Source organism: Stieleria tagensis, from assembly GCF_024129865.1.
In the GTDB taxonomy this organism is placed as follows: domain Bacteria; phylum Planctomycetota; class Planctomycetia; order Pirellulales; family Pirellulaceae; genus Stieleria; species Stieleria tagensis.
The window spans coordinates 173,482-196,115 of the sequence record NZ_JAMYFE010000033.1; the positions used below are offsets into that span (position 1 = coordinate 173,482).

A 22,634-nucleotide genomic window follows, 5' to 3' on the forward strand; every position below is an offset into this window, starting at 1 on the left:
CTGTCGCCCCGCCTTTGTTAATGGCAAGGTTCTTACGGGTTATCAACGCATCGTAAATCGTTGGTTTCCCCGTCGTTATGCAAGCTAATGTCGTCGATGGGACTTGCCTGAGGATGCCATAAGCAGTAGGCCTCGCAGCCTCGATTTGTCTTTTCAGCGATCTACGATCACGGCTTGGAACGCGGCGCAGAAAGCTGTTTGGCGAACCATCTTGCAGGCATCGCGCCTGGTATTTGGAACTACTAAAAACGCAACTCCCTGTGATCAGGAAGATTGCTGGATCATTCCAGTCGCCAGATCGCTAAAGCGCGTCGCTAGCGAGTATCAAAAGCGGTTCTGTGCCGCACTTCGTGATTGCATTTCATCAGGCAGTAACAGAAAATATGGTCTCGCAATTGGTGAAGGTACAGGCCGTCGTCCTCAGCCCTTGTCTGCGATCGAATTGAATGATTCGAAGGAAAGGCCCATGTGCAGGTTAGTTGGCGGCGTGATCAAAGCTTAGGGTACAAACAGTGCCAGCGAGGGACTGACGACTCGTGACGACCGATCCAGCACTTGATGGCCGCACATGTAATCATGCTGACGGATTACCCACCGATGCAGAAGGCTGCAACCCTTGATTCAGCGCCCTGATGCAACAGCTTATGCCCGACAAGCAGTAAGCCCTCAACTATTCACAAGGAAAACGACCTATGTGCCTGCAACGATCGCCTGAGAAATCTGCATTGTTACTTGCGGCAATCCTTTCCATTCTCGTATCCAATAACGTACCAAATGCCGCGGCTCAGACAGCAGACTCCGTCTACCACAACGGTACCATCGTCACTATGAACGACACTCAACCAACCGCTGAAGCCGTGGCGGTCAAGGACGGCAAGATTCTCGCCGTCGGCACAATGGACGAGGTCCTTGAGACCAGGGGCGACGCCACCAAACTGATCGATCTCGGCGGCAAGACGATGCTGCCCGGTTTCATCGACTCGCACGGCCACACCTACATGGTCGGAATCCAGGCGAGCACGGCCAATGTGCTTCCGCCGCCCGACGGAAACGGCAGTGATATTCCCAGCATTCAGACGCTCCTCTCCGACTGGGCAGAGAACAACCAGGAAGCCGTTAAGAAGGTGGGTTGGATTGCCGGCTTCGGCTACGACGACTCGCAACTCGCCGAGAAACGCCATCCCGCCAAGGAGGACCTCGACAAGGTCTCGACGGAGCTTCCGGTGCTGATCATCCACCAATCCGGACACCTCGGGGTGGCCAACAGCAAGGCGCTGGAACTCGCCGGCATTGACGCGAGCACTGAAAACCCGAACGGCGGCGTCTTCCGCCGCAAGGAAGGCACGAATGAGCCCAACGGAGTGTGTGAGGAATACGCTTTCTTCATGCTCGTCGGCAAGCTGGTCGGGACCTTCGACAATAATATTAACGACGCGTTGGTGGTCGAGGGCGCGAAGCTCCAGGCCTCCTACGGCTACACCACCGCCCAGGAAGGCCGGGCGATCGGTTCCGGTCTTGCCGCCATGGAGCGGGTAGCCGATTCGGGAGAGCTTCCGATCGACCTTGTCTCCTATCCCGACGTACTGGAGGTGGAGAATCCAAAGCCGACAATGGAATACAAGAACCATTACCGCGTGGGCGGCGTTAAGCTGACTATCGATGGCTCGCCGCAGGGCAAAACGGCATGGTTAACGAAGCCCTACTTTGTTCCACCCGACGGGCAGGACAAGGACTACGTGGGCTACTCGGCCATCGACCAGGAGACTACTCTTGCCGCGGTTGAAAAGGCCTATGCCAATGGCTGGCAGATCCTCTGCCACTGCAATGGTGATGCAGCCTCCGACCGCTACATTGCCGCGATCGGCAAGGCGAAGGAGAAGCACCCGGACGTGGACAACCGCCCGGTCCTCATCCACGGCCAGGTCCTGAGGGAGGAGCAGGTCGAGTCGCTCCACAAGCTCGACATCTTCCCGTCACTGTTCCCCATGCACACCTACTACTGGGGTGACTTTCACCGTGACTCGGTGCTGGGCCCCGAGCGTGCAACCAACATCTCACCGACCGGATGGGTGCTGGAACGCGGCATGATGTTCGGCAGCCACCATGACGCCCCTGTCGCGTTGCCCGACTCGATGAGAATCCTATCGGCTACCGTCACTCGCAAGACCCGCACTGGAAAAGTGCTCGGTCCAGAGCATCGAGTGCCTGTTGCGACCGCGCTTAAGGCACTTACGATTTGGGCGGCCTGGCAGCACTTCGAGGAGAAGACTAAAGGCAGCATCGAAGTCGGCAAGCTTGCCGATTTTGCTGTGCTTTCCGATAACCCGCTAGAGATCGACGAGGACAAGCTCGCTGACATCAAGGTCTTGGAGACCATCAAGGAAGGGAAAAGCGTTTACAAACGTCCGGTCGGAAACGCTTCGCTTTCCAATCCCGCCGTCTTCGGGATCACTCTCGACCACTCGGGCGATAGGCATTGTGAAGGAAGCCAAATCCCGGGCTTCAAACCTGTCTGCGGCGACGGCTGTTTCAACCACGGCCTCAGCGTCATGCTCCGCGCGATTGAAAGCGCGGCCGTTGCAAAATGAATATTCTTAAAGTCCTAGACTTCAATCAAGCGAGAGCCTGATTTAGAGAAACAAAAGGAACTCGAAAACCCTCAGCGTTTTGCGGGTGTATTGGAGGTTACCAAGCTTCCGATCTGCTCACTCAACGGAGGGTTTCGAGTGAACGCCAAAGTACGCCAGCAGCTGCGAAAACGCAAACAGAAATTTTTACGTCGAATCTCAGTCGAACATGGCAAGTGGCAATCGCCCCTAATCCGTCCGGCGACAACCAAGCTCGAGTTGGCCGAGAAGCAGCAGGCTGTCGCTTGCGGTGGTCTCGCGGCGATCGTCGAGCTCATCAAAACGCTCGGGCTTCGAAAGGAGCTGAATCGGTCGGCCAGCGTCTTAAAACTTCATCTGCCCTATGACGAAGCGGATCACATCCTCAACATTGCCCTTCACTTGCTCGCCGGTGGAACATGCCTTGATCACATCGAACATCGACGCAATGACGAAGCCTATCTCGATGCCCTTGGATCCGAACGCATCCCCGACCCGACGACAGCGGGTGACTTTTGTCGACGATTCAGCCACATGTAGCTGATCCTGGTGATGCAGGCGATCGATCGTGTTCGACAAATGGTCTGGAGACAGCAGGAAGACAGTTTCTTCGACCGAGCACTTGGATCGCTGGGATGATTCGGGCGTGAAGTTTGTCCTCGGCTACTCGGCGCATCAAAACCTCTGCCAAATAGCCGATTCCTTGCCAAAAACCGCATGGAAACGCCTCGATCGATCCTCAGCGAGTGCGACAGATAAGGCGACACGTGCGAAACGTCCCAAAGTCAAGGAAGCCATCGTGGTAGCGGGTGGGTACAAGAACAAACGGCTGGCCGGTGAGAGCTACGCCGAATTCGAGTATCGTCCCACGGCATGCGAGAAGTCGTACCGGATGGTCGTCGTACGCAAAGACATCGATGTGACCAGTGGCCAGCAACTATTGTTCTCCGAAGAAAAGTACTTCTTTTACGTCACCAATGAATCGGCAGGCGATGTCCCCACTCGCGAAGTGATTCGTGCGAGCAACAAACGTTGCGACCAAGAAAACACGATCAGCCAGCTGAATGCCAGCGGCGCACTGAGCGCACCGCTAGACAACCTCGAAAGCAACATGGCGTACATGGTGTTCGCGTCATTGGCTTGGACGTTGAAAACGTGGAGCGGAATGTTGATCCGGATCAAAGGCTACGAAGGTCAACGACGAGTGCGTCGGGAAGCACGCAACCGCATCGTTCGGATGGAATTTTGGACCTACTTGAACTCACTGATACTCCTTCCGGCACAGGTCATTCGTTCATCACGTCGGCGAATCTTCCGCCCGCAAAAAGCTCAAAATCTCAATCAATGCTCGCTTGATTGAGGACTAGCCCTCAGAATAATCGTGTGCCTAGTTGGTTTGAGATTGGATCGAGCTAATTATTTGCCTGGTGCCATTGGTGAACTGAGAGCCTCCAAAGCATCGCCGACCGTGAAGCTGGCAGGCTTTTGACGCGGTGGGAACTCTTTGAACGTCTCCATCACCTTCGCGACCTGCTCTTGGACCGGTACGAGGACGTAGGCGCGGCGATACCACCAATCGTTGTAGTTCATCCCCTCCTGAGCTCGCTCGCCCGGATCGATCTTGAGATCGAAGATGATCGGTGCTCGGAGGATGGTGAAAGGGTGCCGCCATACGTCAAGACCGGTGGCCTCCTGGATCATGAAGTGAGCCTTAATTCGCTTGCCTCGAACCGCGAGCAGGTCACCGTCGTCACTGAAGTAGAAGAACCCGGGACGGGCACTCTTCCCGCTCTCGCCAGAGAGGTAATCCGACTGGTCGAATCCATCCAAGTGAACTTTGAAAGTTTTATCGCCCGCCTGATGTCCCTCGAGGAGCTTTTCCTTGATGCCCGACTCGCCGGCAGCAGCAAGCAAGGTCGGCAGCCAATCTTCCCCCGAAACGAGGTCGTCGAACTTGCTGCCGGGTTTGACGGTTCCGGGCCAGCGGATCACGGCGGGGACACGCCAGCCGCCGTCCCAGTTGGTGTTCTTCTCGCCGCGAAACGGCGTCGATCCTGCATCCGGAAACAAACAGACCATCGGTCCGTTGTCGGTGGTGTAGACAACGATGGTGTTTTCAGTGATGCCGAGTTTGTCAACGTAGTCAAGCAGCTGGCCGATGACGGCGTCGTGCTCGACCATCCCGTCGGCGTAGAAGCCAAGCCCCGTCTTTCCTGAATTCTCTTTCTTTACATGAGTGAAATTATGCATCCGAGTGGTGTTGAACCAACAGAAGAACGGTTTGTCTGCCTTGGTCGCTCGGTCTAAAAAGTCCTTGGCGACGCCTAGCACTTCTTCATCGATGGTTTCCATGCGGTTCTTGGTTAGCGGCCCTGTGTCCTCGACCTTGCCGTCGGCGAAGCTGTGAATCACACCGCGCGGACCGTATTTCTTTTTAAATTCAGGATCTTTCGGGTAGTCATCGTTCTCGGGTTCTTCTTCAGCGTTCAGGTGATAGAGGTTGCCGTAGAACTCGTCGAAACCATGGTTGGTTGGCAGAAATTCGTCTTTGTCGCCCAGGTGATTCTTGCCGAATTGACCGGTCATGTAGCCGAGTGGTTTGAGCAACTCGGCGATGGTCGGATCTTCCTTCTGCAGTCCCAAGTCAGCCCCGGGGAGCCCTACCTTCGACAGGCCCGTTCGGAACGGCATCTGACCAGTGATGAACGCCGAGCGTCCGGCAGTGCAACTCTGTTGGGCATAGTAGGCCGTGAATTGACCGCCTTCTCTGGCGAGGCGGTCAATGTTTGGCGTGCTGTACCCCATGAGGCCCTGATTGTATGCGCTGATATTCCAATACCCCACATCGTCTCCCATGATAAACAAGATGTTTGGTTTGGCTTGAGCGAAGGTCTGTACCGACCCCAGTAGGACCAGGGTGACGACCAGAAACCGGCGGATGTGGACCATGGTGACTCCAAAACAATTGAGAGAATTAGTCCGTCCGTGAAAGCAATCGTCCGAAGTCTTCCTTGAAGTCGCATATTCTAAAGCCCCGGCAGGTGATGCGCAGCTATCTACCCACCGAAATCCAGAAATTTCCATCCGCCCCTGTCCAAACGCGACTTCGAGTGACGCGTGTCCAGTGGATTGGAGCAAGAGTCAGGAACGAATCTTAAACGATTGTGCTGATTTTGGTGGCATCACGACTTCGCACTTGATAACTCATTTGGTCGATGACGTTCGAGAGTCTGATTGAGTCGACGGGCGATACGAAGCGGCGCGAAATCAGATGTCGAATGTCCAGATTCCCCCTGTTATCGCACAATGGGTTGTCTGTGGGCAATCAACGAACGATTGATGGTGAGGGTCGAGGGTGGAATGGGAGGACGAAGTGATGTCATTACGGGGTTTACGTTACGACACTAACACCAAAGTTGAGTTGATCGCGCCGATGCAATGCAATCATGTTTCGTCATCGAGGTACTTGTTCGATGGGCAACCGCTAGACGCGTTCTTTACACATCGAGTTGCCGATTGATCGGACAGGCTTGAACCACAGCGCATCAACAGATGGCACAAACATTGCGTCCCACTTTCAGTGCCGTGAGCCGAGGCGAATCAATAGTTCCTAAAACGACGTGGTAAAAATCAAGCGACATTCGTCGCATCGACTTCGACAGACTGCAGGCATGATAAACTCGCCATTCGGCTAGAATGACCACTGCAGCTGAGTGTGGAAGCCTGCGCCTTGATTGTCGCGAAGGAGCGTTGACTTGTACTCGGTGTCGCGATAGGCGAACTCGAACCCGATGCGGAATGTCTGATTCACGTCCCACAGCAGGTTAGTGTAATACGTCTGGTTTTTCGTTCTCGCCGCGGCAGCCAAGGTGTCTGGTAGGTCATCGTCGTTCGGGTCATCGATACCGTATCCGATGTGCGTATGCAATCGCCGGGACAGGTAAAGATAAGTCTCGATGAATCCGCCGCTTGAACGGACGCCTTCCAGCGTGACGCTATTGATATTCTGCAAAATCGCGCCGTTGTAGGTACCCAACGCCTTTCCGGTGTAAACTTCGCCCAACACGCCAAAGCTCTTGTTGAACGCCGCACGGAAGTCGACCGCTCCGCCCCAGACATCGGCAAACACTGGTGGATTTGGCACAGCGGTTGAGCGGAGTTCCCCGACGACTCCTGACAAACCCATTTCGAAGGGACGCAGACTCAGCGCTCCCGAACGCTCTCCCAGGCCCAACGCAATTCGTCCCTCCACGTTTGGCCAGCCATTGTCTTCCAGCAACCGGAATGTCGGGTCGATGGTCGAGTTAACCGGCTCACTCAACGCCATCTGTGCGGTCCACTGAACTTCGCTGGACGGATTGAAGAATCGCTCCAGCCGCAATTGTCCTCGGAAGCTGTTGCCGACGTTTCCCGACGCTGCAAGTGCTGAGAATGGCAGCACGGTTGGAATACCGGGAGCGAAGACATCGAACTGAAGACCGGCCGAAAATCGCCACTGTTCGTTTTTTAATTCACCGTAGGCTTGCAAAGGAAGAAATCCGTAAGTGTCTTGAATCACATTGTCGTTGAAGAACATCGCGATCATTTGGCCGCCCGATTGAAAGCCACCGAACTCGGGTCCGGAAAAGGCTGCCCCGATCGTGCTCTGCCGAGCATGGATGCTGACGGTGCTCTCCTCGTAACCACTCGCGGACGTCGGAGCGAGGAAGAACGGAACGCTCTCCGAAACGGAACGAGGGTTACTGAAAATCATGTCCAACTTCAATGCTCCGAAAACGTTGATGTTGAAGTAGGGACTGAGCATGGTGACGCGAGGACAATCGACACACGGGGCGGGGCAGATCGGTCGCACGCAACCGTGGCAAAGGCATCCACAAAGGCCGCCTTGGGAATCGCAGTCCGCCATGCGGCATGCGTCGCAAGCAACGCAAGGACTGTCGCAGGTGGCAGATTCGCAGCCGACATGACACGGCGAGTCTAGAAACGATGCAACGGTTAGCGGCGTGTTCTCGCGAGTCGAGCGTTCGGCTTCCTTCTCCCTGAGGTACGCAAGTTCCTGTTGGATTTGTCTCAACTGCTCACTCGGCACTGCGACCAGCGTGTCACCTTCCGCGGCGACCGTCAGCGGAGCGATCGATACGGCGAGCATGAGAATCGCGACGGAGGCCAAAAATCGACCTCGATGCATTGAAGGTTTTGTAGGTGACACGACTCTATTTCTCCATCGCTTGTCAGCGCAGATTGAAACAATTGTGCGGACGGATTTTTCGTCAGAATACGGTTGACGAGGATGCTCGGACGAATCGACACAAAGGGTGCAATCGATCCGCCGTTCCCACTTCGATGAGGGTTCTCAGAAAAGGTCCGGTTATTCCGGCCGCGCAACGGGAAAAATCGTCAAGCTTTACCAGGGGAATCAAGCTGTGGTGACGGTTCCGTTCGCGCACTCATCAACCGGCGGCACCCAGGCTTGTCCGCTGGTTCATCGTGATGACCGGTCCGCTTGTCGCGAAACAGCCGAAATCAAGCGTTTGGATCGCGTTAATTGGGCATTGGTGTGGTCGCGGCCTGAGAAATCCGGGATTGACTCAAATTACACTGGGGGCGGGGAGGGATCGACCGAGGCATTCGCAACGATAGCAGACACAAGATGAACCGAATTGGACTAGCACTTTCCGGAGGCGGATTCCGCGCCACGCTTTACCATCTGGGCGTGCTCCGCTTTCTTCGCGACGCCGGTCGTCTGACCCAAGTGAGCCATATCACATCGGTTTCAGGAGGGAGCATCGTCGCGGCGCACCTGGTGCTCAACTGGGATCAATACACCGGCTCGGACGAGGACTTTGACCAGGCTGCGAATGACTTGCTGGATTTCATTCGCATGGATATCCGCAATCGCGTGGTGCGACGTTTCCCGATGGCTGCAGTGACCAACGCGGTTCGAGTCGTGATACGCGCGGGGAGATCTCGCCGACTCACGCGGCCGGGGCTGTTGGAATCACATTACGAGAAGTTCTTGTACGGTGACAAATGTCTCTACGAACTACCCACCGTTCCTCAGTTGCACATTCTTGCCACCAATGTGAATGAGGGCTGCCTTTGTTCGTTTACACGGCAAGGGTTGTTGGTTCAGCATCGCCAGCCCGATGGAACGACACGGTTCCAGCCTGTTCCCAGCGCGTTGGCGACCGTTCCGATGGCCGTAACCGCGTCGAGCGCGTTTCCCGGCTTCTTCCCACCCCTGCTGCTGAACGCGTCTGATGTTGGTGCGGATGATAGCCAGTTTCCTCCGCATTTGTTCACCGATGGAGGCGTCTACGACAACTTGGGTGTTCGCATGTTTCGGTACATCCAGGATTCTTGGATGGGCCAGGACAGCCCGCTTCACCGAGACGATTTTATCGATATAACACTGGCGGCACAGTCCATCGATCAGGCGAGCGACGAGGGGGCACCCGGCCTTGCAAAACTCGCTCGAATGATTCGCATGCGAACCGAAAGCAAGGGTTCCGAGATCTCGAGCGAAACGCTTTCCGATGCGCTTTGGAATGTAATTGTCTTGGATAAACTCTACAAAGAACCAATGTTCGACTCGGTGCTGACGGATCATCCGAAGGCGGGCGATTTGCATCGCTTGGTTCGACACGGCCGAGAATTAGATCGTGGCGACCACTTGTGGCTGAATCGCTATCTTGCCAACGACGTCTACAAGGCAGCGACAGGCTCGGATCTATTTCACTCGCTGGAACCCAGTTTTGATGCCGTGCTCGTTAGCGATGCCGGAAAGCAATTCACGGTATCGCGTCGCACCAAGGGAGGTGGGCTTGTCGGTACGGCGATGCGTGCCTCAGACATTGTGATGAATCGTGTGTGGGAACTTGAGTGCGACCACTTTCAAAGCGAACCCGACTTCATCTTTGCGCCGATGAAGACGATGGTCCATCTGGCGGATGACCCGCATGCATTACATCCCGAGCTCCAACGTCAGGTCACGAATACTCGCACCGATCTTGATCGCTTCAGCGAATTGGAGATCAGTGGACTGATTCAGCACGGATACGGCGTGATGCGAAAGATCAGCCGATCCCGGCCCGATCTGTTTGGCGACGATCTGCCGACGGGGCCGCCCTGGGATCCAACTTCGTCGCGCGACGGAAAGTCAGCGACCTCGAAGGGGCCAAGTCAAACGACCCGTGACGCACGTCAGCTCCAAAGCTCGTCGCAACGACAGATCATGGGACACTTATTCAACCTTCGGGACTGGCCGACGTACGTTTACGTTCCACTGCTTTTGTTCTTGTTGCTCGGTGTGCCTATTTTTTTCTACCAGCAATACAAGGTATCTCATCGGTCCGAATTGATCGTGGACGCAATCACGTTCAGCAATCCTGACTTTCAATTGGTGCTTCAGTTGGCCCGCCAAAATCCCGTTCCCGGTCAATGGGAGTCGTTGATTGCAGATGAAGTACCGGCATTGGAACCCGAGGAGTTCTCGGGCTTTCGCATGATTACGGACACACGAGTTTTGGATGCTCGTGCTTGGCGTCCTGGATCGACTTCTCCGCAGAATCGGATTGTGACGTATCGGCGAATGTTGGTGCGTCGAATCAAGAAGGAGATCGATGTGGAGGCAATTCGCAACCAAGATCCGGGGCGTTTCCGCATCCAGCAGTTCACTCCTGCATCAATAGTTTCCGTGCGCAGCAGTTCCGGCCAACTGAATCCGACCCTGAGGTTCACGCCTCAATCCGTAGCAGGCGAAGTTGGCTTCATGTACGAAGCGGAGTTTGATCTATCGACAGTCCCTACCGGCGAGGACTTTGAGATCGGGTTCGAGGTCACCAGTCCAGGCATTCAAGGCCGCGAGGACCAGCGGGCAAGACTCACCTTTCCCATCATTGCACCGACGGACGTCGCAACGATGTGGGTTTTGCTTCCGCCGAAAATGCCCTACCGCAACGTGGAAATCGTTGCCTACGAGCAGGCGAAGCCTAGTTTAGTCGAAGCGATCGAGCCGACCTATCGTTTTGACATGGCCGATGGATCCCTGTTTGGCTGGATGCTGGTCGCACCAAGGGAAGACTACATCTATGAAAGCCGCGTGAGCTGGTTGGACGATTAGAGATTTGCCGAACTCGGCAATTCTTTGGTTTTCGGGCGTGTGTTTGCCAGCGAAACTCATTGGCCTTATGGTTACAGATTGCTGGGCGAATCGCGTGCTCTTTGCCAACCGCAAACTCTTTATCCGAAATGGAAACGGTGACACAGATGGCCTCACAGGAGTCCAAAGACGACCCTCAGCAAGCCGATCCTGACGGTTCGCCTGGCAAGAGAACCAAGCCCACCAGGAAGCGAACTCGAAGAATCAGGCTGATTGCTTTCTTTGTGGCACACACACTCGGTGCAATCACATCCGTCCAAGCAATCATGTCAACGCGGACTGCACAGGGATCCATCGCCTGGGCCATCTCGCTAAACACGGTTCCCTACGTTGCCGTACCTGCCTATTGGATCTTTGGCCGATCCAAGTTTGACGGATACCACTTGAAACGACACACATCCGTCTTGGCCGAAAGCAAGGTCGAACAAAATGCGATCCGATTGCTTCGCGAAGGTGGCATGCTGTTTGAGGCACAAACACCGGCTGCGCAAAACCGCAAGAGACTCTTGGAAAATCTGGCTCAGATGCCAGTCACCCGATACAACGACGCAGACCTGTTGATCGATGGCGAGGAAACCTTTGACGCCATAATCGCAAGCATCAATCGAGCGACCGAATATGTGCTGGTTCAGTTTTACATCATTCACGCCGATGGTCTGGGAAACCGCTTGAAAGATGCGTTGATTGCCAAGGCAAATGAGGGCGTGCGAGTTTGTCTGATGTTCGATGCGCTGGGAAGTCACAGTTTGCCCGCCGCGTATCTCCGACAACTAACCGATGCTGGGGTCAAGACTGCGGCTTTCAGTACAACCAAAGGGCTACAGAATCGCTTTCGTATCAATTTTCGCAATCACCGCAAGATTGTGGTGCTCGATGGCAAGGAGGCTTTTGTCGGCGGGCACAATGTCGGCGACGAATATCTAGGAAAAGATGATGTCTTTACGCCATGGCGCGACACCCATGTCTGTGTACGTGGTCCAGTCGCGATGGAGGCGCAAGTGGCATTCAATGAAGACTGGAATTGGGCGACTGGAGAGCACTTGGAATTGAATTGGACTCCTCAACGCGCAAGTGAAGGAGACGTGCTCGCACTCTGTCTGCCAACTGGCCCTGCCGACACTTTTGAGACTGGGACATTGCTGCTGCTGGACCTGATCAACTCGGCGAACAAAAGCGTTTGGATCGCAACACCCTATTTTGTCCCCGACCAGCAGTTCGTTTCCGCTCTGCAACTTGCATCGCTTCGAGGCGTCGACGTTCGCATCCTTGTTCCCGAACAATACGACAACATCGTCGTGGGATTGACGACCTACTCGTACCTGGAGGAGTTGGAGAGAGCAGGCATCAAATTTCACTGGTACACAGGTGGTTTTATGCACCAAAAGGTGATCTTGGTCGACGAACTCACCGCCGCGATTGGGACAGCCAACTTCGACAATCGTTCGATGCGATTAAACTTTGAGGTAACCATGCTGCTGGAGGAAGAACAATTTGCTCAAGAAGTGAAACAGATGCTAGAGGCGGATTTGAAGAACAGCCGCCATGCCTCTGCCACCGAATACAGTGACCAAGCCTTACCATTCCGATTCGCAGTCCGATTCAGCCGACTGTTTGCGCCCATTCAATGAATGGGTGACGCTTGCTTTCTCCTCAAACTTAGGCGGCGATGTCCGTTATAACATTAAGCAATCGACATTGCACATCATGGCAGTCCGCTGTAATTCTTTAACCCCTATCGCATGTAGGTCAGTCTGGAGATTTGCTCGGTCTGCAAACCTGGCAACGGTCGATGAGACTGGCAATCTTCATCTTCCCGCAGCATTGCGTGCACTCCAGTACATCGACCTTGCAAGCCCACTTATATCCATCGGGTCATTTTGAAATCGCCCTTTGACTCTTGCTTTATCGCCCTAATTAACGATAGATCGACTGTCCTTCGACGAGCCCTAGAACCCTGATGCTTCGGTCACGGGGGGCAACAATCCAATGTTCCCTGATGCCCGCCGTTGCGTCGACATCGGCTTGGTCTTCCGTGGCATTTCAGGCTCCTTGAGTTCCTTTCATTTTTAGGACTCGCGTGGCCCCCAAAACCCAGGCCACCTCAGTCCTATCGCCAACCGATGCGGCGATCTTAGAGCTTGTCGCCTTCGCGGCGCCCGCCGCCCTGGTCGCTGGGACGGCTGACGATGTTGTTCAAGAAACTCTCACCGTTGACAGGTTTGCCTGCCAGGATGTCCGCTTCGGTTATCTTCGACAAGAAGATCGTGTGCTGGCCGATCACGCCGCGCCCCTGGTCGTAAACGATGTAGATGGACCCGTCATTGCTGAGTGTCGCCGAAGGGTAACTGATTTGACCATCGTCACACAAAAGCATTCGATGGGGAAAGGTCTTGCCATCATCGTCACTTAAGTAGGCCGTCATGCGAGTCCGCGCCGTCTTGTGTTTTTCCAGTTTGCGTTCCGTCCCGTTTTCGTCGGAATAGTAGTAGGTTTTCTTGCCGCTTTCCTCTTTCATCTGGACGTCATTTGCGACCAGCAAGACTCTTCCGGACGGGAGTGTTTTGAGGATGCACTTGGTGTTGATTGAGAATTGCATCGGGTAGTAACCGCCGAGATTCCAAGTCTTGCCGCCGTCGAAGGACTCGGCAAATTTTTGCCCCTTCTTGGCGCGATAGAACGTGAACAAGCTGCCGTCCCGGCGGATGATGGGCATTTGCTCGGCAAACACCGCATCGTTATCAGCGGGGAATTCGGAAACAAAAATCGGCTTGCCGTCGACGCCTTCTTTCAGGAAGCGAATTCGCACTTTGTCGGGGACGCCGACAAGCTTAAAGTCGTCCATGGAACGCATGATGGTTCCGTCAGGGAAGACCAGCGGCTTCATCACAGAGATGTTTTTGTTTCCCAGCAGACGAGGCGCGGTCCAACCGGTGTGCTCGTTTTCCGCATCGAGCATGGTGAATTCCCACGCGGAGGAGGCGAAGTCGTCTTTGCCTTTGAAATCGATATTTCTGAGGCCGATGAAGCGGATATTACCCTTGGGATCTTTCCACAACATCGGGTCCGATGCGCCTCCGCCAAGCAGTTCGCTGGGGTCAAAGACAAACACTTCTTTCCAGGTTTTGCCTCCGTCTGCGGAAGTCGAGATCACCGAGAATTGGCCTTTGTGGAACGGCGCTCGTTCGGCCTGGACGTTGGATCCGAACCAGGTTGCCCAGAGCCTGCCGCCCTCAGAGATTTCGACCTGCGGACAGCCTTGAAAGACCCTCAAATTGATACGGTGCTTGTGGTAGGGCACCTGTCCTTTGTAATTGATCTTAGTCAAAGACGGTGGCGTCTTTCCGCTGATTCCGTAGGGGAAATTTTGCGACACGTCTTCAGGGGACGGCATGGTTGTGTCGCCCAGTACCGATTCTGGGGACGCTGATTGCGGAGTCGCGGTTTGGGCATGGAGAACCCCAGCGAATCCAGGAAGCAGGCTGGCGATCAGTCCGCCGACAATCACGGACGCGGTTGCCCGGCGAACAAGCTGGACCTGGTTTAGCATGGCAATTCATTCTGGTTGAGGAAATGGTTTATCAATTCGGAGCTCTCAGCGTCGTTTGACAACACCGGGACGTTCAACAATAGACGAACGAAATGCGTTGAACACCCGAGTCATGCCAATGGAAATCTCAGTGGTTCAGGGGTTGCACTCGGAGCAGTGTGGGCGCCGCACCGAGCGATCATCAAAACGCTGTCTCGCTCATGTTGGGCGTTGTGGGGCAAACTCCGTTGTCAAATTGGGCAAAGGCTCTGGTTGGGGGTATCATGCTTCATTGCGGAAAGAAGATCTGGATCCGCGAGTCTGTGTCGTGCCGTTATGTGTCGTACACTAAAAATACAATGGGAGTTGCCAGCGAGTGTCCGAGGTCACGCAGATTCTGAATCAGATTCAGCAAGGGGACGCTGCTGCCGCGGCTGATTTGTTGCCGCTGGTTTATACCGAATTGCGCCGCTTGGCACGTCACAAGATGAAGAGCGAAGCGGCGGGGCAAGCCCTGCAGCCCACGGCACTCGTGCATGAAGCCTACGTGCGTCTGGTCGGTTCCGAGGATCTGCCAAAGTGGGACAATCGTGGGCACTTCTTTGCGGCGGCGGCTGAAGCGATGCGACGAATTTTGATTGAGAATGCTCGGCGACGGCAGAGCCTTAAACGTGGCGGAGACCGCAAGCGTTTTGAGGTGGCCGAAGACGATGCGATCATCGACGCCGGCGATGTGGACGAGTTGCTTGATCTAGATTCGGCATTGACGAAGCTAGCGCTGTGTGAGCCGGAAATGTCCAAGCTGGTTGAACTGAGATACTTCGCAGGGCTGTCGGTCGAGGAGTCGGCGGAGGTGCTCGGTGTGTCGCCGAGAACGGTCAAGCGAAACTGGGCTTTCGCGCGGGCATGGCTGGGTCGCGAACTCAATTCTGACGTGGAAGGTTGAATTTGTTGGCCCCGGTCGCATCCGAATCTCGCATTGCGTTTCGTCGGGGGTGAAAGTGTTGCCACTTGTGAATCGGATTGCCTTTGTCTCCGGCGAGCTCGCGGATTCCACCAGAAGTTATCGGGCACCATGGCTGTCGCATCAGAAAAATCGATCTTCTTTCAAGCACTCGACATAGCATCGCCCCGCGAGCGAGCGGCGTATGTCCAGCAAGCCTGTGCGGGAAACGAGGACCTGTTGACGGCAGTCTCCGCGTTGCTTCTGGAGAACGAGCGGGACGGCAACCCTGTCGACCGACCCTTGGCAGCGGCGTTCCTGCCGACGGGCGTTCAAATATTCGACGACGAGGCCTCAGCCTCACAGTTTCCTCCGGGCACGATGGTCGGCCCCTATCAGTTGATGGAACGAATTGGCGAAGGCGGATTTGGGTGGGTCTTTGTTGCCCAGCAACAGTCACCGATCCAGCGGCGTGTTGCCCTAAAGATCATCAAACCGGGGATGGAATCCCGCGAAGTCATCGCTCGCTTTGAGGCGGAGCGGCAGGCGATTGCCTTGATGGATCATCCCAACATCGCTCGCGTATTTGACGCCAGTGTGACCCAGTCGGCTCAGCCGTATTTTGTGATGGAGCTGGTACGAGGTGTTCCACTGACCGAGTTTTGCGACAGCCACCAACTTGACATGTCGGAGCGACTTGAATTGTTCATGACCATCTGTCATGCCGTTCAGCACGCTCATCAGAAAGGAATCATTCATCGCGATCTGAAGCCGTCCAATATCCTTGTGACGCTACAGGACGGAAAGCCACTGGCAAAGGTCATCGATTTTGGTGTGGCCAAGGCGATCGGCCAGAGTTTGACGATCAAGACAATCTACACGCGGTTTACGTCAATGGTCGGCACTCCGGCGTACATGAGTCCCGAGCAGGCTGCGATGAGTACCGATGACGTCGATACGCGAAGCGACATTTATTCACTCGGTGTCTTGCTTTACGAAGTGTTGACCGGTTCAACACCGTTAGCCCCAGACCGCTTGCAGGGTGCCGGATTTGATGAACTTCGTCGGATCATTCGTGAGGAGGAACCCCCGCGCCCAAGCGCTCGTCTGAGCACACTGGACAATGATCTCGCGAGAACTGTTGCTGTCAATCGTCGGTTGGTACCGGAAACGCTTTCGACAGCCATGAAACGCGATCTCGATTGGATCGTGATGAAGGCATTGGACAAGGATCGAAATCGACGTTATTCGACGGCGGGGGCGATGGCCGAGGACGTTTCGCGGTTTCTTTCCGATCAGCCGATCAACGCGCGTCCGCCATCGACCAGGTATCGATTCGCCAAATTTATACGTCGAAACAAGGTGGCCATCTCCACCGTATCGTTGGTCGCCCTCGCGTTGATTCTTGGAACTGCGATGAGCGTTTGGCAGGCGCGAGAAGCAATCAAAGAACGTGACGAGAAGGTGATCGCATTGAGAGAGGCACGCGCCGCCGAGCACGCTGCCAACGAAGCACGGACTGAGCTAGAGAAGTTCAATGATCGGCTTAATTCGACGACGGTGCTGTTGGCAGCGGGACGAGCCAATGCCGACGCTCAGCGATGGGCTGATGCATACGCTGCGTACACCGAAGCGACGCAAGTGCTGCCGAAGTACTTTCTCGTGTGGCTCGAGCGAGGTGGGTTGAACGCCAAACTGGGACGCTGGGGTGTTGCCGCGACGGATTTTTCCAAAGCGGTTGAAATCGGTTTTCCGATCGAACAGGCAGAACTGTCAGGCGTTGCACAGGTCTTGCGATACGCGGGTGAATTGGACGCCTACGACACACTGTGCGACAAATTTCGGCGTTCGGACGTGAATGATCCAATGGCCGTCGCTGCGCGGGGGCGACTAGTAGGCGAACTGTCGTCACCCGAGGCTGCTACGTTGGCCGATCGGGCGGAAAGGATGCTTTCGGGGATGGATGACGAAAGCAATCCAACGGCAATTCACCAGCCCAAAGCGAAATTCCACAGATATGCCAAAATGTTCTACGGCGTGAACCTGTACGTGGCTGGCTGGGCACATTTGAAGGCTGGAAACTATGAGCGCGCCATCCAACGTTTGGAGGAGTCGAATCGGGCGGTTTGGTTCGGACGCGGCATTGCGGATCCTCTCATTGCGATTGCTCACCATAAAATGGGCAATGCCGAAGATGCCGTTCGTTGCTTTGATCAATCGCAGTCGATGCTGTTCCGGTTGCTGGATGAAAGCATCGAGCAATCCAAAGGGTCGCCGTCCATCCCATGGGTCGACTGGGTCGAGTTTCTGATCAATCATCGCGAGGCCAGCATCGTCGTGAAGGGACATACGCCAGCAGTCGACCCACGACTACGACAGGTACAGAAGCTCGCTGAAGCGACCATCGCAGATTGACAGGCTCTTCCCCCAGTTCGGTTTGCTCTGCCGGTTCGTCGATCGGTTCCGCAAATTTTTTGGCCCCGGCGATGAGCGGATTTCGCATTGCAGATGAAGGCCTAATCATCGACGAAGTCTCGCTACGTTTAGATCGTTGATTGCTTTGAAATGATTTGGCCTACGGGTGCGTCAATATTTCGAAGTGGGGTAAGCTTCTAGCTTGCCATCACCACACCGGGTGAATCGCAAGCTGGAAACTTACCCCACGAATTGTCGACCCAAAATTCGAATCCGGACGCACCACTAGTTGAAGTCACCAGTCCTACTCAAACCGCCACTAACGGAATTCAGTTCGATGCCAAGAGCTTCCTTTTTCTGTGTTTTTCCACTTTTGTTTAGTACATCGCTGATTGCCGACGACTGGCCGCAGTGGCAGGGACAGGACCGAAATGCCGTCTCGAAAGAAACGGGGTTGTTACAGCAATGGCCCGAAGCCGGGCCTCCGCTTGCTTGGCGAGTCGACGGACTGGGTGGCGGAGAGAGTGCTCCTGCCGTTGCTGACGGCAGACTGTTTGGAATGAGCAATCGCGATGGTCAAGAAATCGTTTGGGCACGCTCCGAAGATGATGGAAACGAGATCTGGTTCGCGTCGTTGGGTGACGCCGTGGACCAACGAGTGCCTCAATCCAAGGAAGGACCGGGTTGTACTCCGTCGGTTGATGGCGATCGCTTGTATGTGATCGGGATGAGCGGACGAGTGGCATGCCTGAACGTCAAAGACGGCGAAATTGTTTGGCAGAAAAGCCTGGTCGATGACTTCGGTGGCGTCGCCCCGATGTGGAGTTTCCGCGAATCGCCACTGGTTGACGGCGAACAAGTGATTTGCACTCCGGGAGCGTCCGACGCGATGCTCGTCGCACTGAACAAGCAAACGGGCGAAACGATTTGGAAAACCAACATGCCGGGCGAGTCCACCGAGGCAGATAGCGGTCGAGCAAGTCGTCAGGAAAACACGCCTCGCAGCGAACCACCGCGTCGCGAACCAAGTGATCGTTCCGCTCCGACAATCAACGGCACCAAATATCCGGAGTTGTTCGTCAGTGAACATTGGGGGATGACGGGTTTTTCTCACAAGGTCCCCGCCGGAAAGTATCTCGCCAAGCTGTATTTCGCCGAAACGTACAACGGAATCACCGATGAAGGGCAGCGAGTCTTCGACTTCAACGTAGAGGGCGAGGAATTCAAAGACTTTGACATTTGGAAAAAGGCGGGCGGACCACGAAAAGCATACGTTGAATCGGTCCCGGTTGAGGTGACCGATGGGGAGTTGAGCATTGTCTTTACCGGGAAGGTGCAGAGCCCAGCCATCAAAGCGATCGAGATCATTCCACAGGGTGATGATGCGAAAGATGTAGACTCAATCCGGATCAAGGCCGGCGAATCGAATTCGTTCAAAGATTCCGATGGGAATGTTTGGCTGGCAGATCAAGGTTTCACTGGAGGGGCGACAAGCACGGGAGTCTTCAACTTCGGAGGTGGCAGCGCCCGTGGATCAGGTGGCCGAGGAGGATTTGGCGGACGCGGTGGATTTGGCGGACGCGGTGGATTCGGCGGACGCGGTGGTGCTCGATCGGGAGCGGCATACGCTTCGGTGATCGCCATCGATTTCGAAGGGCAGCGTCAATACGTGCAATTCACAGCGAATGCGCTTGTCGGTGTTTCAGCCAGCGATGGCAAGTTGCTTTGGCAGTACAAAGCACCGGCAAACGCGATGGGCATCAACTGTTCCACACCGATCTCTCAAGACGGTTTGTTGTTTGCAGCTTCGGCCTACGGGGCCGGTGGAGGAGCCGTCAAATTAGTGAAGGGCGAAGACGGAGGAATCACGGCGGAAGAAGTCTATTTCACACCCAGAATGCAAAACCACCATGGTGGGATGATCGCGGTTGATGGCTGTCTGTATGGAGCCAACGGCGGAAATGGTGGCGGGATCATGACCTGTCTGGATTTTCAAACCGGCGACACGCTATGGCGAGATCGCAAGGGGCCGAAAGGATCGTTAATGCTGGCAGACGGTCGACTCTATCTGCGTGGTGAAGAAGGAGAGATCCTGCTTGTTGAACCATCGCGAGAGGGATTCGTTGAGCATGGCCGTTTCGAGCAACCCGACCGCACCGACGTCCCCGCATGGGCGCATCCGATTGTTGCCAACGGAAAGCTTTACATCCGTGATCAGGGATTGCTGCTCTGCTACGACGTAAGCGCCAAATGATTCCCAGCTGGCAGGGGCAGCGCACGGGAGAATGACTTGATCCAGTAACGCTTGAATCGAAAGCATACGAACCGTGGCTGTTTCATGCTGGCGGGGCGAGCGTTCGATTGCGTTGAAAGCTCAATCTCCACACGGCCGCTGCCAAAACGGTCAGTTGAATCCAGTAAGCTGCCCACACGTAGCTTGGGACGTGAAAAGAAACTGAGAATTCTGATTGTTGGTGAAAGGATGGCCGAGACGCGATGAACGCGGCGACGAATAGTTGCAGCAGGGCAAAAGCTCGGTAGCGATTCGGAACGGCCAGTCCAAGGAACACCTGCATCCAAAATGCAATCGTGATCGCATCCGGAATGACAATCTGGTTTCCGCCACCAAAGATTTCATTGGGGAAAAACCGGGTCGGCCAGGAAAGTGCGGTGATCGCCCACCAACAAAGGCACTGAACGACTGCCCACACAAACAGAAAAAGACAGCCTTGGCCTAAACGTCGCAGCGGTTGTGGCGCTGTCGACCCGTGCGAGGCCAGCGGACCGGTTGTGTCGTTGTTGTTCTGCGGACCTGTCTTTTTCGTGGGGCCTGGACGCAGCAGGAAATAGCTGGTGCCCAGGGCGATCGTTAAGAGGACCAGGCCAGCCAGCAAGATAAGCTTGGTGTTGTAGTCAATCCCGATGTTTGACAGCACGCGAAACGGCAGCAAACCAACCACCGTTATAACGCCAATCACATACCCAGCACGCAAAAGCCCGGCAAGGTTTTGTTTGCGATCAGGCCGGGCAGTTTCGCCGGAGGCGACATTTCGAGTCGCGACGGCAGGGGGATTTGGTTCAGGCGATTCCAGTTTCGGTTCATCGGAATCGTTCACTGTTTTCTCTCGGTTTCCAGATTGCATGTCACCGTGCTGCAATTTGTAGCGGTGCGTGGGCCGTGGAAAGCAGCCCTGCCGAGATGACATGGCCTAGCTCCGGTGAGTTCCCTAACGATCCTAGATCCCTTTGGGTGACGCATCGTGCGCCAAAACACTGGGAGAAATTCACCGACCGCTCTTGAGCCCGTCAATCGCCGCAATCATTGGAAGGCAGGCGTCGGATAGCCGCCTCGCTACAGTATTTCCCACGCGTTGCCCATTGCCATTCCGACGGGCATTTGAAGAAGAAAGAAGAACATGAACGTGATTGAAACAAAATGAACGATCCATTGAATCAGTCTGCTTCGACAAGCAGCGAACTTCAAAAGCCACTGGCAACAACGCTCTTGCTGCTACGCCTCGGAGTGGCACTCGTATTCTTCATGTGGACGTTGGACAAGCTGCTTAACCCGGAGCATGCCGCAAGTATCTTCGAGCGATATTATCAAATGCCCGGACTTGGATCCGCCCTGATGGTCGGTCTCGGTGTCGCTCAAATGATCTTGGTCGTGGCTTTCGCAACAGGCACGTTTCGCACCGTTTCCTACGGGCTGATAACGATTCTTCATGCGATTTCAACCGCGAGTTGCTACCAGCAATACATGAATCCTTGGGAGAAACCGAACCTCCTCTTCTTTGCCGCATTCCCGATGCTCGCGGCCTGTATTGGACTTTGGCTGCTCCGGCGATGGGACGTCTGGACAGTCGATGGATTGCGCGGACGCGTGAAAAACGCTCCGCACTAACGGGAAATCAGTCCTCTAATCTTCTTTTGTCAATTCGAAGAAACCATGAACGGCAAACTCATTCACGTTCTCACGTCGACCGCTACTCTGCTCGCCATCATCGCAGCAGTCTCCTCGAAAGCTCACTCGCAATCTCCGGACGGAAAATCTGACCGGGAACCGTCGTTCACCCAAGGTGAAGTGCGAACGGGTATTACGAAACTGTACCAATGGACTGGAAACAACCCACGCACCGCCAATGTTGGCTCGATCCAAGCGGCAGACGGCACCAAATGGACCGTGCCTGCCAAGACGCATTTTCAATCCGCGACCAAAGCGGCAGATCTGTACAATGAAGCCAATGGAGTCAAACCTGGCGGAATCGGCGATGTTGATCTGGAAGCGATTCCGGTGATCGACGCCGGTGGGGACGAACTGTTCACTGCATACGTTTTTGGGGATAACTATTTCGAGTTCTATGTGAACGGCAAACTGTTGGCAGTTGATCCGGTACCGATGACGCCGTTTAACAGCACTGTCATTCGCTTCAAGTCGCAGCGCCCGTTCACCGTGGGAATCATGGGCGTCGATTGGGAAGAACGACTCGGGCTGGGCTTTGAACAGTTCCGCGGCGCGCCGTTTCATCAAGGAGACGCGGGATTGGTCGCAGTGATCAAAGACGCTGCTGACGAAACGGTTGCGATAACCGATCGGAGTTGGAAGGCCCAAACGTTTTACATCGCACCACTGAAGACGAAGGAGTGCTTGGTTGTCAGTGGAGCCATCCGTGACAGCTCGAAATGTAGTACGGAGGACACCGCAGACGGAACAGCTTACTTCGCGGCTCACTGGCCCATTCCGGCAAACTGGGCCGCTACCGACTTTGACGATAGCGATTGGCCGAACGCAGTCACATTCACCAACGATTATGTTGGTGTTGACAACAAACCGGCATACACCAACTTCACAGACTTGTTTGACGCACCTGATTCGGATGCGCAATTCATCTGGTCATCGAGTCTGGTGCATGACAATCTGGTGCTGATGCGAACCACCGTTGACATCAGTAGGTAGCATCTTTCAGCTCAAATTTGCCGTCG

Annotated in this window: 14 protein-coding genes; 10 read left to right on the forward strand and 4 right to left on the reverse strand. The window is 54.9% G+C overall.

Annotated elements, in window-relative coordinates:
* The first annotated feature begins 827 nt into the window (after positions 1 to 827).
* The 3 genes from NHH03_RS07140 (at position 828) to NHH03_RS07150 (ending at position 3,966) form a co-directional block, all read left to right on the forward strand.
* Positions 828 to 2,588, forward strand: coding sequence for an amidohydrolase (locus tag NHH03_RS07140; protein ID WP_253155070.1), 1,761 nt, complete (start codon positions 828 to 830; stop codon positions 2,586 to 2,588).
* A gap of 138 nt (positions 2,589 to 2,726) precedes the next feature.
* Complete coding sequence (locus tag NHH03_RS07145; RefSeq protein WP_253155071.1) at positions 2,727 to 3,146, forward strand: hypothetical protein; 420 nt, start codon at positions 2,727 to 2,729, stop codon at positions 3,144 to 3,146.
* Positions 3,147 to 3,252: 106 nt separating this feature from the next.
* The gene (locus NHH03_RS07150) at positions 3,253 to 3,966 is read left to right on the forward strand and encodes a hypothetical protein (RefSeq protein ID WP_253155072.1); all 714 of its coding nucleotides are present in this window, start codon (positions 3,253 to 3,255) and stop codon (positions 3,964 to 3,966) included.
* A 56-nt stretch (positions 3,967 to 4,022) separates the two neighbouring features.
* Here the strand turns inward: NHH03_RS07150 and NHH03_RS07155 are convergent, their stop codons facing one another.
* Both NHH03_RS07155 and NHH03_RS07160 read right to left on the reverse strand, forming a co-directional pair.
* Entirely contained in the window at positions 4,023 to 5,555 is a 1,533-nt protein-coding gene (locus tag NHH03_RS07155) for an arylsulfatase (RefSeq protein ID WP_253155073.1), read from the reverse strand.
* 742 nt (positions 5,556 to 6,297) lie between these two features.
* Entirely contained in the window at positions 6,298 to 7,755 is a 1,458-nt protein-coding gene (locus NHH03_RS07160) for a hypothetical protein (RefSeq protein ID WP_253155074.1), read from the reverse strand.
* 501 nt (positions 7,756 to 8,256) lie between these two features.
* Between NHH03_RS07160 and NHH03_RS07165 the strand changes: the two genes are divergently transcribed.
* Positions 8,257 to 10,728 carry a patatin-like phospholipase family protein gene (locus NHH03_RS07165; RefSeq protein WP_253155075.1) on the forward strand — a complete coding sequence of 824 codons (2,472 nt, stop codon included), beginning with the start codon at positions 8,257 to 8,259 and terminating at the stop codon, positions 10,726 to 10,728.
* Positions 10,729 to 10,874: 146 nt separating this feature from the next.
* Positions 10,875 to 12,395: a cardiolipin synthase gene (gene cls / locus NHH03_RS07170; RefSeq protein ID WP_390895532.1), complete on the forward strand. Its 1,521-nt coding sequence runs from the start codon at positions 10,875 to 10,877 to the stop codon at positions 12,393 to 12,395.
* A gap of 503 nt (positions 12,396 to 12,898) precedes the next feature.
* Here the strand turns inward: cls and NHH03_RS07175 are convergent.
* Complete coding sequence (locus NHH03_RS07175; protein ID WP_253155077.1) at positions 12,899 to 14,314, reverse strand: sialidase family protein; 1,416 nt, start codon at positions 14,312 to 14,314, stop codon at positions 12,899 to 12,901.
* Between the two features lie 355 nt (positions 14,315 to 14,669).
* Here NHH03_RS07175 and NHH03_RS07180 point away from each other — a divergent pair, with 355 nt between their 5' ends.
* The 3 genes from NHH03_RS07180 (at position 14,670) to NHH03_RS07190 (ending at position 19,905) form a co-directional block, all read left to right on the forward strand.
* On the forward strand, positions 14,670 to 15,239 hold the full coding sequence (locus NHH03_RS07180; RefSeq protein ID WP_253155078.1) for an ECF-type sigma factor: 570 nt from the start codon (positions 14,670 to 14,672) through the stop codon (positions 15,237 to 15,239).
* A gap of 129 nt (positions 15,240 to 15,368) precedes the next feature.
* A complete protein-coding gene (locus NHH03_RS07185) occupies positions 15,369 to 17,651 on the forward strand; it encodes a serine/threonine protein kinase (RefSeq protein ID WP_253155079.1) in 2,283 nt (760 codons plus the stop codon).
* A 337-nt stretch (positions 17,652 to 17,988) separates the two neighbouring features.
* Positions 17,989 to 19,905: an outer membrane protein assembly factor BamB family protein gene (locus NHH03_RS07190; protein ID WP_253155080.1), complete on the forward strand. Its 1,917-nt coding sequence runs from the start codon at positions 17,989 to 17,991 to the stop codon at positions 19,903 to 19,905.
* A gap of 82 nt (positions 19,906 to 19,987) precedes the next feature.
* On the opposite strand, the gene NHH03_RS07195 is transcribed toward NHH03_RS07190, so the two are convergent.
* Positions 19,988 to 20,857: a hypothetical protein gene (locus tag NHH03_RS07195; protein ID WP_253155081.1), complete on the reverse strand. Its 870-nt coding sequence runs from the start codon at positions 20,855 to 20,857 to the stop codon at positions 19,988 to 19,990.
* Between the two features lie 230 nt (positions 20,858 to 21,087).
* Here NHH03_RS07195 and NHH03_RS07200 point away from each other — a divergent pair, with 230 nt between their 5' ends.
* Positions 21,088 to 21,555, forward strand: a complete 468-nt coding sequence (locus NHH03_RS07200; protein WP_253155082.1) for a hypothetical protein — start codon at positions 21,088 to 21,090, stop codon at positions 21,553 to 21,555.
* A 45-nt stretch (positions 21,556 to 21,600) separates the two neighbouring features.
* Positions 21,601 to 22,608 (forward strand): hypothetical protein, encoded by a 1,008-nt coding sequence (locus tag NHH03_RS07205; protein WP_253155083.1) that lies wholly within the window; start codon positions 21,601 to 21,603, stop codon positions 22,606 to 22,608.
* Positions 22,609 to 22,634 lie beyond the last annotated feature (26 nt).

Excerpts from the sequence above, each read along its gene's own strand:
- NHH03_RS07140 (WP_253155070.1), top strand. The coding sequence starts at position 828 with ATGAACGACACTCAACCAACCGCTGAAGCCGTGGCGGTCAAGGACGGC.
- NHH03_RS07155 (WP_253155073.1), bottom strand. The coding sequence starts at position 5,555 with ATGGTCCACATCCGCCGGTTTCTGGTCGTCACCCTGGTCCTACTGGGG.
- NHH03_RS07160 (WP_253155074.1), bottom strand. The coding sequence starts at position 7,755 with ATGCTCGCCGTATCGATCGCTCCGCTGACGGTCGCCGCGGAAGGTGAC.
- NHH03_RS07165 (WP_253155075.1), top strand. The coding sequence starts at position 8,257 with ATGAACCGAATTGGACTAGCACTTTCCGGAGGCGGATTCCGCGCCACG.
- cls (WP_390895532.1), top strand. The coding sequence starts at position 10,875 with ATGGCCTCACAGGAGTCCAAAGACGACCCTCAGCAAGCCGATCCTGAC.
- NHH03_RS07175 (WP_253155077.1), bottom strand. The coding sequence starts at position 14,314 with ATGCTAAACCAGGTCCAGCTTGTTCGCCGGGCAACCGCGTCCGTGATT.
- NHH03_RS07185 (WP_253155079.1), top strand. The coding sequence starts at position 15,369 with ATGGCTGTCGCATCAGAAAAATCGATCTTCTTTCAAGCACTCGACATA.
- NHH03_RS07190 (WP_253155080.1), top strand. The coding sequence starts at position 17,989 with ATGCCAAGAGCTTCCTTTTTCTGTGTTTTTCCACTTTTGTTTAGTACA.
- NHH03_RS07195 (WP_253155081.1), bottom strand. The coding sequence starts at position 20,857 with ATGTCATCTCGGCAGGGCTGCTTTCCACGGCCCACGCACCGCTACAAA.
- NHH03_RS07200 (WP_253155082.1), top strand. The coding sequence starts at position 21,088 with ATGAACGATCCATTGAATCAGTCTGCTTCGACAAGCAGCGAACTTCAA.
- NHH03_RS07205 (WP_253155083.1), top strand. The coding sequence starts at position 21,601 with ATGAACGGCAAACTCATTCACGTTCTCACGTCGACCGCTACTCTGCTC.